We start from the raw sequence: 13,316 nt of genomic DNA, 5'->3' as shown, positions 1-13,316 counted from the left end.
CCGACGTAAAAAAACACAGGAATAATCTCCATGGAACTGTTCAATTATGAAGAGGTGAAATACCTCGAGCGCGACACCAACACCCCCACGTTTTTTGGCTATGCAAATTCAGAAATCGGTAAGGGCGGCACCATGCTGATTACCGTCGGCAAAGAGACCTTTACGGTAGATATCGACCCTGCCAACGGCTACTGGAGCTGGACACCTGCAACGCCGCTGGAGGATGGTTACTACAACATGTCTTTCCAGTCGGTTGATAAGGCCGGCAACGTCAGTACGCCCAGTCTGCGTACGCTGATTGTTGATACCACGCCGCCAGCAGCGCCGACGCTGCTGAACATGTACGACGATCAGGGTGACATCACCGGCAGCTTCGATTCTGGCAAGATGACCGACGACCGCCGCCCCACCCTGACCGGTATCGCGGAAAAAGGCGTGATTGTTTACCTGAAGGAAGATGATACGGTTATCGGCAGCGCCAAAGCGGATGAAAATACCGGGATGTGGAAGATCGAGCCAGAAATTGACCTCACCGACGGCCAGCATGATTTAACGCTGGTGGCGAGTGAAACCTTTGCCGGTAAGGTGCGTGAGGGTGAGGTTTCGGATGCTTTTAGTATCATCATCGGAAAAGATGGCTCAACCCCGCCCGATCCCGGCGCCATTCTGGAAATCACTCACGCAATAGATAATGTCGGCAATGCAACTGGCGAATTGAAAAGTGGCGGACTGACTGATGACACCACACCAGAGCTTTGCGGTAACGCACCAGCAGGTAGCACGGTGAGAATCCAGTATCGAAATGATAAAGGCGAATGGATCGATGCAGGCAACGCAGTGATGGACGGTAGCCGCTGGAGCTGGACACCGAATCCGGCGCTGAGTGCCGGTACCTGGGAGTTCCGAGCCAATGATAGTAGCGGCTGGACTGACGAGTTCATACTTAATATTGATCTATCGGCATCAACTCGCACTGAGATTACTCATGCTTACGATGATTTTGGTCCGTCTACCGGTATGCTCGGTTCTGGTGCGATTACAGACGATACTACTCCTACTTTATACGGCCGTGCCGAAGCTAATAATATTGTCTATATACACTACCGCAACCTAACCGGCATGTGGGACTTATTGGGTAGCGTAATAACTAAAGCAGATGGAACATGGACTTATGAAAGTAAAAATTTGACAGAAGGCCTTTATGAATTCCAGTCAGGGACTTCCGCCACATATACTCCCTCTGGTAAAACCTTCGAATTGCAGATTATAACAACTGGCACAATAGTGCCGAAAATTATATCTGTTTGGGATGATGAGGGAACATCAACAGGCATAATCCGTAATGGCGGAGAAACCGATGATCGAACTCCCACTCTTTCTGGCGTTGCGGAAGCAAATAGCACTGTGGTTATCAAATATACAGACGGTAAGGACATATTTACAGTTTCTGTCTTCTCAAACGATAAGGGCGACTGGAGTTATACCCCTCCATCGCTTAAATTCGGCTCGTGGGCGTTTACGGTCTCGACGATAGATAGCGATAAAACCAGCGATAGCTATGTTATAAATATACAGCAATACAATTACGTTAATAGCGGTTGTAATTTTGAGGGTTTACCATCATCTTTAGGAAGCCACATACCTAAACCTTATCCTAGTGTAGGGGTTGGCAGTCAATTTAACTTATACAGCAAATATAATTTCAAAAGTGATTTTGCTATGAAGCCTTTAGCCGGAGTTGTACAACTATCAAACCACTATTATTATGTCGGCAATCAAGCTTACACGGGCAATAATCTTATAATGAGAGAAAACTCTAAAGCAGAGTTCACTGTCCCACCATCGAAAATTTTAGAATTGAACGTTATAGGTGGAAATAAAGGCTATTACATAATAAATTTTTATGACAAAGATAATAACATCATACATTCAGAAAAAGTTTCCGTACCAGAAGGGGTATTGCACCATAAGTTCTCTATCGATGAAGGGTTATTTACTAAGTTTGATATTGAGGTGCGTGACTTAGGAGGATTGTATTTAGATAATTTTATATGGCAAAAAGCCGTTCCGATTGTTAATACAACGATTAATCAGATTGATGAACAACATGACGATGCCATCAATAGTTTATTACAAATTGATCCAGATGAAATCCTTGAGCAAGGACAACAGGATCAGTTTATCGATGATGGTAAGACGCAGTTAATGATTGATAATCATGCCTGCGAAACAGTGCAGCTTAGCGACATCCTGCCGGAAGGCGAAGCGGTCAGCGGCTGGACGCAGCAAACCGGCACCGTGACCATCGCTGGCAACCAGTACCATGTGTTCAGCCACGGCGACGCGGAACTGCTGGTGCAGGACGGCGTAACGGTGAATCTGGTTTAACCGCGGTTCGCCACCGCATAATGACATGGCGGCCTGCTCCGGCCGCCACAATAAAAAAGGTCGTCATAATTGACGACCTTACAGATAAAATGGCTGGGTTTACGTTGGTGAAACTATTTCTTCACCGTCTCCATGCCCATCAAACCAATCTTCAGATAACCCGCTTCACGCAGCTGATCCATCACCGACATCAGCGTTTCATAATCGACTGATTTGTCCGCCTGGAAGAAGATGGTGGTCTCTTTGTTGCCTTCGGTTTGCGCAGTGAGCGCATTCACCATCGTCTCTTTGGTCACCGCATCGTTACCGATGTAGATCTGTTTATCCGCTTTGATCGACAGATAAACCGGCTTCTCCGGACGCGGCTGCGGCGCGCTGGTGGAAGCAGGCAGATTGACGCGCACATCCACCGTGGCGAGTGGCGCAGCGACCATGAAGATGATCAGCAGCACCAGCATGACGTCGATAAACGGCGTCACGTTGATTTCGTGCATTTCGCCATCGCCGACCGCATCATCGTTTAAACGCATCGCCATAATACTTATCCTACGCGCAGTTTCTGGGCCGCCGCCGGACGGTTAACTTCTTTTGCGGTATCGACGTTGCCGAGGTCCAGATCGCGGCTCTGCAGCAGCAGTACCTGCGCCGCCACGTCGCCCAGTGAGGCTTTGTAGCTGGCAATCATGCGGGCAAAGACGTTATAGATCACAACCGCCGGGATTGCCGCTACCAGGCCAATCGCCGTCGCCAGCAGCGCTTCCGCGATGCCCGGTGCCACCACCGCGAGGTTGGTGGTCTGGGTTTTCGCGATACCAATAAAGCTGTTCATGATACCCCACACGGTGCCGAACAGACCGATAAACGGCGCGACGGAACCGATGGTGGCGAGGAAACCATTACCGCGACCGGCGTGGCGGCTGAAGCCCGCGACGCGACGCTCAAGGCGGAAGCTGGTGCGCTCTTTGATGCCGTCAAGGTCTTCGCTGCCGGCGGAGAGTTCCAGTTCGTTACGCGTGTCGGCAAGCAGCACGGCACTGTGGCTGTTGGCTTTGAAGTTTTCGGCAGCGCGATACGCGTCATTCAGTGAGCGCGCTTCGCCCAGCGCCAGCTGTTCGCGCTTCAGGCGACGTTTTGCCCCGCTCAGCTCCGCGTATTTGCCAAAGAAAATCGCCCAGGTAACGACCGAGGCCAGCAACAGGCCGATCATCACAATTTTTACCACGATATCGGCATGCTGATACATGCCCCAAACGGAGAGGTCCGTTTGCATCAAGTCACTGGCTACCACGCTGCGTCTCCGACTTCTGTTGCACCGTTCACGATTGAAGCGCGGATCATAGCAAAAAAACCGACCGAAGTGATAGTGGTTCTCATTACTATTTACAAAGCTGTAACCCGCTGAATTGATACGGCGCAATGTTTAGCGCGATGAATCGCGCCGCTACGGTTTGGTGCGGTCTGTGGGATGGAGCAGCAGGCACGGTTGCGCGATGAATCGCGCCGCTACGGTTTGGTGCGGTTTGCGGAATTGAGCAACTGGCGCGGACGAACATCCCGCACGGGTCGTAGCGGCGCAATTTATTGCGCTTTGCTTTTCCGCCGCGTAATAAAAGCCACATCCAGCCTCTTTCCGCGATTGTGCTGGCGTCACTCTGATATTCGGCAAACGGGCTCAACCCCGCGCCGCGATTCGTGGTAAGTTGAATGCTTTGTGAGACGTGTCAGGAAAGGCAGTGATGGCAACGAAAAAAATTGATACCCGGCTTGTCACCGCGGGACGCAGCAAACGTTACACTCAGGGCTCGGTTAACAGCGTCATTCAGCGCGCATCCTCACTGGTTTTTGACTCCGTCGCGGACAAACAACGCGCCACCGCCGGACGCGCCAGCGGTGAACTGTTTTATGGCCGGCGCGGCACCCTCACCCATTTTTCCTTCCAGGATGCGATGACCGAACTGGAAGGCGGCGCCGGCTGCGTGCTCTATCCGTGCGGTGCGGCCGCAGTCGCCAATGCCATCCTCGCGTTTGTCACCAGTGGCGATCACATTCTGGTCAGCGGCGCGGTGTACGAACCCACCCAGGATTTCTGCACCAAAATTCTCGCGAACCTTAACGTCACCACCACCTGGTTCGATCACTGCATCGGCAGTGAAATCGGCGAGCTGGTGCAGCCGAACACCCGCGTGGTGTTCCTCGAATCACCGGCGTCCATCACCATGGAAGTGCAGGATATTCCGGCGATTGTCGCGGCGGTGCGCGCCAAAGCGCCAGACGCGGTGATCATGATTGATAATACCTGGGCGGCGGGCGTGCTGTTTAACGCGCTGGAGCATGGCATCGACATTTCGATCCAGGCCGGCACCAAATACATCATCGGCCACAGCGATGCGATGATCGGCACTGCGGTGGCCAACGAACGCTGCTGGGCGCAGCTGCGCGAAAACTCCTATCTAATGGGCCAGATGGTGGATGCAGACACCGCGTACATGGCCAGCCGCGGCCTGCGCACGCTGGCTACGCGTCTGCGTCAGCACGAAGAGAGCGGCCTGCGCGTGGCCGAATGGCTGGCGGCACAGCCGGAAGTGGCGCGCGTCAACCATCCGGCGCTGGCGCAGTGCAAAGGCCACGAATTCTGGCGGCGCGACTTCAGCGGCAGCAGCGGGCTGTTCTCATTCATCCTGCATGAAAAACTCACCCCGGCGCAGCTGGCAAATTATCTCGATCGCTTCCACCATTTCAGTATGGCCTACTCGTGGGGCGGCTTTGAATCGCTGATTCTGGCGAACCAGCCGGAAGAGCTGGCGGCAATTCGTCCGGCGGGCGGCGTGGATTTTGACGGCACGCTGGTGCGTCTGCATATCGGGCTCGAGCACGTTGACGATCTGCTGGATGACCTGAAAGCCGGTTTTGCCCGCCTGAAAGCGTAAAAAGATAAACCAAACTTAAACCATCCGGTGCGGCGTAGCGGAGATCAACGATTACGCCGTCCCGGACGGTTAAAATACAAGCCTTGTGACTCGATGGGATAGCTGATGGGTGTTTTACATGAGATTGTCCAGGCGCTGTGGCATCAGGATTTTGCCGCGCTGGCCAATCCGGATGTAGTGTGGATTGTCTACGGCGTGATGTTTCTGACGCTGTTCCTGGAAAACGGTTTGCTGCCTGCCTCGTTCCTGCCCGGCGACAGCCTGCTGCTGCTGGCAGGCGCGATGATCGCCAAAGGCGTGATGGATTTTGTGCCGACCATGGTGATTCTGACCACCGCTGCCAGCCTCGGCTGCTGGCTGAGCTATCTGCAGGGGCGCTGGCTTGGTAATACTAAAATCGTCAAAAGCTGGCTGATGCATTTGCCAGCGCAGTACCATCAGCGCGCCTGGCACCTGTTCAACCGCCACGGCCTGATGGCACTGCTGGTTGGCCGCTTTCTGGCCTTTGTGCGTACGCTGCTGCCCACCATGGCGGGCATTTCGGGTTTGCAGAACGGGCGTTTTCAGTTCTTCAACTGGCTGAGCGGCGCGCTGTGGGTCGGGATTGTGGTGGCGATGGGCTATGGCATCAGCCAGGTGCCGTTTATCAAGCGCCACGAAGATCAGGTGATGGCGATCCTGATGGTGCTGCCTATTGTGCTGCTGTTTCTCGGCCTCGGCGGCAGCATTGTGGTGATCTGGAAAAAGCGTCGCCAGAAAGCCTGAGCCTCTGTAAAGCGCCGCCGCTTCAGGCGGCGTCAAACGGCAGCAGCGCCCCGGTCTGGCGCGCGCGGCTCGCCTCTTCTCCCGGCGTCACGCCAAAGTACCGTTTAAACTCCCGCGAAAACTGTGACGGGCTTTCATAGCCGACGCGCACGGCGGCGGCGCTGGCCTTCAGCCCATCCTGCAGCATCATTAACCGCGCCTGATGCAGCCGGTAACGCTTGAGATATTGCAGCGGCGACGTCTGGGTCACCGCCTTAAAGTTATGGTGAAACGCCGAGACGCTCATGTTGACCTCCGCCGCCAGCATTTCCACGCTCAGGCTTTCGGCAAAGTGATTCTCGATGCGGCGCAGCGCCCGGGCCACCTGGCTGAACTGCGTCTGGCGATTGACCAGCGACAGCAGCGCGCCGCCAATCGGCCCGGTCAGTACGTAATAGATGATTTCACGCACCAGCTGCGGGCCGAGCACGCGGGCGTCACGCGGTTTATCCATCACATCCAGCAGCCGTTCCGCGGCGCACAGCATCTCCTCGCTAAGAAACGCAGAGTGAATGCCGGAGGTTTGCGGCTGAGGCTGAAACTGCTCGTCATCGCCAATGCTTAACAGCAGATCCTGCAAACTGGCCGGATCCACGGTGAGACTCATGCCGGCCAGCGGCTGCTGCGGCGTGGCGTCAGTTTCGCACTCCACCGGCAGCGTGACGGTGAGCATCAGATATTTGGTGGCGTCGTAGCGAAACACCGTGCTGCCGAGGTAGCCGGTTTTGTGTCCCTGAAACAGGATCACGATGCCCGCCGGATACAACATCGGCGTACGAGGCAGCGGTTCCTCTGCGTAGATTAACCGCACGTTTTCCACCGCACACAGCGGCTTTTGTGGCTCGCGCATCAGCGTGATCACGCGCTGCGCCAGCTGGCGGCAAAGGGCATCGTTCGGCATGGCACTCTCTCGGGCAGCAAAAAACGCAGTGTGCCGCATTGCTGCATAAAGCTCCAGATGGCTGGAGAATCAGGCAAGATTTTTGCAGGATTGCACCGGGCGAAAGTGCCGTTCGGTTGCCACAATGATCCTCAGGTCAGGTTTGTTGACTAGACTTAAGCACATCGTTTCTACGGTAAGTCACTGCAACCGATAAGGAGTCACTATGGCAGAGCAACCCCGGATTAAACTGCACGACGGCAACATGATGCCGCAACTCGGCCTTGGCGTCTGGCAGGCCAGCATTGATGAAGCGCGCAACGCGGTGCTGGAAGCACTGAAGGTCGGCTATCGCTCCATCGATACCGCCGCCGCGTATAAAAATGAAGAGGCGATTGGCCAGGCGCTGCAGGAAACCGACGTGGCGCGCGATGAGATCTTTATCACCACCAAACTGTGGAATGATGACCAGCAGAACGTTGAACAGGCGATGGAGACCAGCCTGAAGAAGCTGCAGCTGGAGCAGGTGGACCTGTATCTGATGCACTGGCCGTGTCCGCAGAAAGATCACTACGTCGATGCGTGGAAGAAAATGGTGGAACTGCAGCAGCAGGGCCTGGCGAAAAGCATCGGCGTGTGCAACTTCCATGAAGCGCATCTCAAGCGGCTGATTGATGAAACTGGCGTGTCGCCGGTGGTGAATCAGATTGAACTGCATCCGATGCTGCAACAGCGCACGCTGCATGCATGGAACGCGCTGCATCAGATTCAGACCGAGTCGTGGAGCCCGCTGGCGCAGGGCGGTGAAGGCGTGTTTGATCAGGAGATCATTCGCGAGCTGGCGAAGAAGTACAGTAAGACGCCGGCACAGATTGTGATTCGCTGGCATCTGGACAGCGGCCTGGTGGTGATTCCGAAGTCGGTAACGCCGGCACGCATTCAGGAGAACTTCCAGGTGTTTGATTTCCGGCTGGATAAGTCAGAAGTGAGCGAGATCGCGAAGCTGGATAAAGGCAAGCGACTGGGACCGGATCCGGAAGAGTTTAATGGGTGACGCGGGTTAAGGATGCGATGGGTGAAGGGTGCGGTTTGCCCCCTCACCCCGGCCCTCTCCCGCACGCGGGAGAGGGAGATGTCCGCGCAAATCTGAAGCAGTGTGCCAGTGGGTAATACTGTGCAACCAGGCACCCTCACCCCGGCCCTCTCCCGCACGCGGGAGAGGGAGATGTCCGCGCGAATTTGAAGCGGTGTACCAGTGTGTAATATTGCACAAAACGGTTCCCTCTCCCGCTGGCGGGAGAGGGTTAGGGTGAGGGAACAGCAACGCGCCTCACCCAACCGGATTCACCACCATCTGCCCTGCCGTGCCGCGATCGGCGAGCTCCAGCGTCTGGCTGTAATAGACAAACGGGAAATGCTCTGACGAACTCTGCGGGAAACTCACCAGCAGCTCGACATCGCCATCCACCCAGACCGTATCTTTCCAGCCGCGATCCTCTCCCATCGACTGCGCGCCGTTGACGCTCTTAATCAGGAACATCACGCCCTGAATATGCAGCGACTGCGGTCGGTCGGCGTGAATGATCCAGCGCTCAAAGGTGCCCTGCTGCACCGTCGTATCGATGCGGTTCATGTCCCACAGCACACCGTTAATGCCTGGCGTGCCGTCGCCGAGGCGGAATTCGCGCGTGCGCACCGCCACGCCATCAAGAATCTGATCCGCCAGCAGGCGCATCGGCAGGTTATCCGTCACCAGCGGCAGCAGGCCGGTTGGACGCAGCGTCAGTACCAGCGTGTTGGTCAGAATCGATGACGGCTCAAACAGCCCGCGCAGACGATCCATAATGCCTGCCGCCGTGCCTGCGGTGATCGACACTTCATCGCCCTGCGACATGTCCACCAGCACTTCGCGGCGTTCGCCCGGTGCGAGCGACAGCGTCTGCACCGCTACCGGCGCGGGCAGGAAGCCCTGATCGCTGGCGATCACCGTAAACGGCCGGTTGTCGCTAAAGCTGAGATCGAAACGGCGCGCATTGGCCGCATTCAGCAGGCGCAAACGCACCCAGCCGCGCGACACTTCGACATACGGGTTTTGCACGCCGTTAACCAGCAGCGTATCGCCGAGGAAACCGCCGTCCGACGGTGGGTTATAAACCGGCGTGGCAAAGTTATCGAGGCGCTTGTCCTGAATAATCAGCGGGAAATCATCGACGCCATAATGCTTCGGCAGCGGCAGCGCTTTGCTGATGTCATCTTCGATCAGCCACATGCCCGCCAGGCCGTTATAAACGTGCGGCGCCATGCGATTCGGCGTGTTGGCGTGATACCACAACGTGGCTGCGCCCTGACGAATCGGCAGCACCGGTGCCCAGTCTACGCCGGCGGACATCATGCGCGGCGCACCGCCCATCAGCGCGCCCGGCACCTGCAAACCGCTGACGGTCATCGCCACCGGTTCATTGAGGCGGTTGCTGTAGATCAGTTTGACATCATCGCCGCTGTAAACGCGCACCGTCGGGCCAAGGTACAGGCCGTTAATGCCCCATACCGGCACTTTGTTGCTGTTACCGTTGAAGGACCAGTGGCTGCGCTGCAGCGTAAGGAACAGCGGCTGACCGCGGCGTGATTCAATCAGCGGCGGCACCGGCAAAGGTACATCGCCCAGTGGCGCGGCGGCGCGGGCGGCGTAAGGCATAACGCTGGAAGCCAGCGCCATACCGGCAGAAAGCTGAATAAACTGACGTCTGCTGCAAGACATAAAACTTCAGACCTTTTGAGCGTGGCGTGAAGACGCCGTGTCCATGTTGTTATTTTTAATCGTGTTGTGAAGCGCCCGACCGGCGCTGCTGTGTGTCCGGGTCAGGTCAATGCGCATCCGGGACCCGGTGCGCATGAATGCGCACCCTACAAGCGGCGGGGCCCGGTGCGCATGAATGCGCATCCTACAAATGGCGGGATCCGCAGCAAATCAATGCACCCGACAGATCGAGCCATTGCGCGCTGCGGGTGAGCCATTTTTTGCCGGCTAGATTTTACCGTTTTTTTCGCGTTCGGCGACTTCAGCGTTCAACTCTTCCAGCTTAGCAGACATTAATTCACGGCAGTGGGTCGCCAGTTTACGTACCGACGTGGTTTCAAACTGCGTGGTATCCACTGGCGGCAGCATTTCCACGATCACTAAGCCATTGTTCCAGCGATTCAGTTTGATTTTGCCGTGGGTGTTAGAGACCACCACCGGGATGATCGGCACGCCCGCCGCCACCGCCGCATGGAACGCGCCGGTCTTGAACGGCAGCAGACCGCGTCCGCGGCTGCGCGTCCCTTCCGGGAACATCCAGAAGGAAATTTTCTTCTTTTTGAACTGCGCCACCAGCTCGCCGATGGTGCCGTGCGCTTTGGCGCGGTTATCGCGGTCAATCAGCAGGTTACCGGTCAGCCAGTAGAGCTGGCCGAAGAACGGGATCCACAGCAGGCTTTTCTTGCCCACCGTGACCGTGGTCGGCTGCACGATATTGGCGGCGGTGATCATGTCGTAGTTGTTCTGATGGTTAGCGATGTAAATCGCGTTACCGTAGCTTTCGGCATCCGCCGGTTTACGCAGTTCGACTTTGACGCCAAACACCGTCGACAGACGACCAAACATGTGACCAAAGGTCGCCACGTGGCGCGGATTACGCGGTGAAAACAGACACCAGATGCTGCCAAACACACAAACCAGAATCGAATAAATCACAACGATCAACGTGCGTAAAATTAGTAACATAGCTTCCTCAAATGTGGCAGTCCTTCGCCTTTTCAGTCTTACTCTTCGCTATTCGCGTCACTTTTTGGCCGCGCTGGCGCATTCACTTCCACGCTATCGATCCGCTGCAGTCCGCGCGATACGCTACCGCGACGGCCGCGCTCAGCACGCACTTTCTGCAGATCTTCATCACGCATGATCAGCTTACGCTTGCCGACATAGATAGTGATGGAACTGCCCGGCGGCAGAATCAGCAGCCACTGCAGCTTGTCCACGCCCGCGGCGGCGTCCGCGGACGGAATCGAGATAATCTTGTTGCCCTTGCCTTTCGACATCTGCGGCAGATCGGCCACCGGGAACATCAGCATCCGCCCCGCCTGGGTGATGGCCAGCAGCATGTCGTCGCCAGAGTGCACCGCCAGCGGCGTCATCACTTTGGCGTTTTCAGGCAACGTCAGCAGCGCTTTACCGGCGCGGTTGCGCGACACCAGATCGGCAAAGGTACAGATGAAGCCGTAGCCGGCATCGGAGGCCATCAGCAGCTTCTGATCGTCCGCTTCCATCAGCACCTGCTCAATCACCGCACCTGGCGGTGGCGTCAGCTTGCCGGTGAGCGGCTCACCCTGCCCGCGTGCCGACGGCAGCGAGGTCGGATCCAGCGTATAGCTGCGGCCGGTGGAGTCAATAAACGCCACCGGCTGGTTGCTCTTGCCGCGCGCGGCGGCACGGTAGCTGTCGCCCGCTTTGTAGCTTAATCCTGCCGGATCGATATCGTGACCTTTGGCGCTGCGCACCCAGCCCATCTGCGACAGCACAATGGTGACCGGCTCAGCGCTCACCAGCTCGTTCTCGCTCAGCGCTTTCGCTTCTTCACGTTCATGCAGCGGCGAGCGGCGATCGTCGCCGTAGGTCTGGCTATCCGCCAGCAGTTCTTTCTTCAGCAGGTTACTCATTTTGCGATCAGAGGCGAGGATCGCCTGCAGCTGATCGCGCTCTTTTTCCAGCTCGGCCTGTTCACCGCGAATCTTCATCTCTTCCAGTTTGGCGAGATGGCGCAGTTTCAGTTCCAGAATCGCTTCGGCCTGGGTTTCGCTGATGTCAAAGCGCGACATCAGTACCGGCTTCGGCTCATCCTCGCTGCGGATGATGTGAATCACCTCATCAATATTGAGGAACGCCACCAGCAAACCTTCGAGGATATGCAGACGACGCAGCACGCGTTCCAGGCGATGATTGAGACGGCGCGTCACGGTATCGCGGCGGTACACCAGCCATTCCGAGAGGATCTCCAGCAGGTTTTTCACCGCCGGACGGTTATCCAGCCCGATCATGTTGAGGTTAACGCGGTAGCTCTTCTCCAGATCGGTGGTGGCAAACAGATGGTTCATTACCTGATCGAGATCCACCCGGTTGGAGCGCGGCACAATCACCAGCCGCGTCGGGTTTTCGTGATCCGATTCATCGCGCAGATCCTCCACCATCGGCAGCTTTTTATTGCGCATCTGGCTGGCGATCTGCTCCAGCACGCGCGCGCCCGACACCTGGTGCGGCAGCGCGGTGATCACCACTTCGCCGTCCTCTTTTTTCCACACCGCACGCTGGCGGATCGAACCACGGCCGTTCTGGTAGATCTTGCGGATCTCGTCGCGTGGCGTGATGATCTCGGCTTCGGTCGGGAAGTCCGGCCCCTGCACGATTTCCAGCAGCTCATCCAGCGTGGTGTTGGGCTTGTCGATCAGGCGCACCGCGGCTTCGGCCACTTCGCGCAGGTTGTGCGGCGGAATATCGGTCGCCATACCCACGGCGATGCCGGTGGTGCCGTTGAGCAGGATGTTCGGCAGGCGCGCCGGCAGCATTTTCGGCTCCTGCAGCGTGCCGTCGAAGTTCGGGATGTAATCCACCGTGCCCTGCCCCAGCTCGCTGAGCAGCACTTCGGCATATTTCGACAGGCGCGATTCGGTGTAACGCATCGCCGCAAAGGATTTCGGATCGTCCGGCGCACCCCAGTTGCCCTGACCATCCACCAGCGGATAACGGTAGGAGAACGGCTGCGCCATCAGCACCATGGCTTCGTAGCAGGCGCTGTCGCCGTGCGGATGGTATTTACCCAGCACGTCACCCACGGTACGCGCCGATTTCTTGAATTTTGCGCTGGCGTTAAGCCCCAGCTCGGACATGGCATAAACAATGCGGCGCTGCACCGGCTTGAGACCGTCACCGATGTACGGCAGCGCACGGTCCATGATCACGTACATGGAGTAGTTCAGGTACGCGTTTTCAGTAAACTTGTGCAGGGCAAGACGCTCTGCGCCATCCTGTGTCATTTCACTCATTAAGCTGGCATCCTCACTTCGTGGCCCGCAACGGCGGGTCATCCGGCGGTCATTTGGCGAGGATAGTACCTTATTCGCGGGATTTAGTCACAGGGAAGCCGTTGAGGACAGAAAGAATCTCCCGACCTTAAATAACGTGACGCCAGTTGAAAAAATAAAAAGGATTGAGAGCATCATCACACTTATTTAGCACTTTATTGTGTGAGCAAACTCGCATTTAATTTCCTGTCATCGCGGTGTAT

General features: G+C 56.5%; 10 protein-coding genes. 4 read left to right on the top strand and 6 right to left on the bottom strand.

Going from position 1 to position 13,316, the window contains the following annotated elements; all coding sequences use genetic code 11:
* Positions 1-30: 30 nt before the first annotated feature.
* On the top strand, positions 31-2,388 hold the full coding sequence (locus tag C1Y43_RS11535) for an Ig-like domain-containing protein (RefSeq protein ID WP_104188271.1): 2,358 nt from the start codon (positions 31-33) through the stop codon (positions 2,386-2,388).
* Positions 2,389-2,501: 113 nt separating this feature from the next.
* On the opposite strand, the gene exbD is transcribed toward C1Y43_RS11535, so the two are convergent.
* Both exbD and exbB read right to left on the bottom strand, forming a co-directional pair.
* Positions 2,502-2,924 (bottom strand): TonB system transport protein ExbD, encoded by a 423-nt coding sequence (exbD, locus tag C1Y43_RS11530; protein ID WP_104188269.1) that lies wholly within the window; start codon positions 2,922-2,924, stop codon positions 2,502-2,504.
* 5 nt (positions 2,925-2,929) lie between these two features.
* Positions 2,930-3,658, bottom strand: a complete 729-nt coding sequence (gene exbB, locus C1Y43_RS11525; protein ID WP_031280126.1) for a tol-pal system-associated acyl-CoA thioesterase — start codon at positions 3,656-3,658, stop codon at positions 2,930-2,932.
* A 466-nt stretch (positions 3,659-4,124) separates the two neighbouring features.
* Between exbB and metC the strand changes: the two genes are divergently transcribed.
* Positions 4,125-5,315, top strand: a complete 1,191-nt coding sequence (gene metC / locus C1Y43_RS11520) for a cystathionine beta-lyase (protein ID WP_104188268.1) — start codon at positions 4,125-4,127, stop codon at positions 5,313-5,315.
* A gap of 105 nt (positions 5,316-5,420) precedes the next feature.
* On the top strand, positions 5,421-6,080 hold the full coding sequence (locus C1Y43_RS11515; RefSeq protein ID WP_021509591.1) for a DedA family protein: 660 nt from the start codon (positions 5,421-5,423) through the stop codon (positions 6,078-6,080).
* Between the two features lie 22 nt (positions 6,081-6,102).
* Here the strand turns inward: C1Y43_RS11515 and C1Y43_RS11510 are convergent, their stop codons facing one another.
* Positions 6,103-7,020 carry an AraC family transcriptional regulator gene (locus tag C1Y43_RS11510; protein WP_021509592.1) on the bottom strand — a complete coding sequence of 306 codons (918 nt, stop codon included), beginning with the start codon at positions 7,018-7,020 and terminating at the stop codon, positions 6,103-6,105.
* Positions 7,021-7,225: 205 nt separating this feature from the next.
* Between C1Y43_RS11510 and dkgA the strand changes: the two genes are divergently transcribed.
* Positions 7,226-8,053, top strand: a complete 828-nt coding sequence (gene dkgA / locus C1Y43_RS11505) for a 2,5-didehydrogluconate reductase DkgA (RefSeq protein WP_021509593.1) — start codon at positions 7,226-7,228, stop codon at positions 8,051-8,053.
* 276 nt (positions 8,054-8,329) lie between these two features.
* Here the strand turns inward: dkgA and ftsP are convergent, their stop codons facing one another.
* The 3 genes from ftsP to parC all read right to left on the bottom strand — a co-directional run bounded on the left by ftsP (position 8,330) and on the right by parC (position 13,074).
* Complete coding sequence (gene ftsP / locus C1Y43_RS11500) at positions 8,330-9,757, bottom strand: cell division protein FtsP (RefSeq protein WP_031280127.1); 1,428 nt, start codon at positions 9,755-9,757, stop codon at positions 8,330-8,332.
* Positions 9,758-10,024: 267 nt separating this feature from the next.
* Positions 10,025-10,762 carry a 1-acylglycerol-3-phosphate O-acyltransferase gene (locus C1Y43_RS11495; protein WP_058759788.1) on the bottom strand — a complete coding sequence of 246 codons (738 nt, stop codon included), beginning with the start codon at positions 10,760-10,762 and terminating at the stop codon, positions 10,025-10,027.
* 38 nt (positions 10,763-10,800) lie between these two features.
* Positions 10,801-13,074: a DNA topoisomerase IV subunit A gene (gene parC, locus C1Y43_RS11490; protein ID WP_021509596.1), complete on the bottom strand. Its 2,274-nt coding sequence runs from the start codon at positions 13,072-13,074 to the stop codon at positions 10,801-10,803.
* Positions 13,075-13,316: the final 242 nt, after the last annotated feature.

Origin of the sequence: Pantoea sp. ICBG 828 (genome assembly GCF_002928355.1) — a bacterium.
In the GTDB taxonomy this organism is placed as follows: domain Bacteria; phylum Pseudomonadota; class Gammaproteobacteria; order Enterobacterales; family Enterobacteriaceae; genus Pantoea; species Pantoea dispersa.
The sequence above is the reverse complement of the archived record's forward strand: the minus strand, read 5'-3'. Positions and strand labels throughout refer to the sequence as shown.

Coding starts and splice junctions, on each gene's coding strand:
- C1Y43_RS11535 (WP_104188271.1), top strand. CDS start 31: ATGGAACTGTTCAATTATGAAGAGGTGAAATACCTCGAGCGCGACACC.
- exbD (WP_104188269.1), bottom strand. CDS start 2,924: ATGGCGATGCGTTTAAACGATGATGCGGTCGGCGATGGCGAAATGCAC.
- exbB (WP_031280126.1), bottom strand. CDS start 3,658: ATGCAAACGGACCTCTCCGTTTGGGGCATGTATCAGCATGCCGATATC.
- metC (WP_104188268.1), top strand. CDS start 4,125: ATGGCAACGAAAAAAATTGATACCCGGCTTGTCACCGCGGGACGCAGC.
- C1Y43_RS11515 (WP_021509591.1), top strand. CDS start 5,421: ATGGGTGTTTTACATGAGATTGTCCAGGCGCTGTGGCATCAGGATTTT.
- C1Y43_RS11510 (WP_021509592.1), bottom strand. CDS start 7,020: ATGCCGAACGATGCCCTTTGCCGCCAGCTGGCGCAGCGCGTGATCACG.
- dkgA (WP_021509593.1), top strand. CDS start 7,226: ATGGCAGAGCAACCCCGGATTAAACTGCACGACGGCAACATGATGCCG.
- ftsP (WP_031280127.1), bottom strand. CDS start 9,757: ATGTCTTGCAGCAGACGTCAGTTTATTCAGCTTTCTGCCGGTATGGCG.
- C1Y43_RS11495 (WP_058759788.1), bottom strand. CDS start 10,762: ATGTTACTAATTTTACGCACGTTGATCGTTGTGATTTATTCGATTCTG.
- parC (WP_021509596.1), bottom strand. CDS start 13,074: ATGAGTGAAATGACACAGGATGGCGCAGAGCGTCTTGCCCTGCACAAG.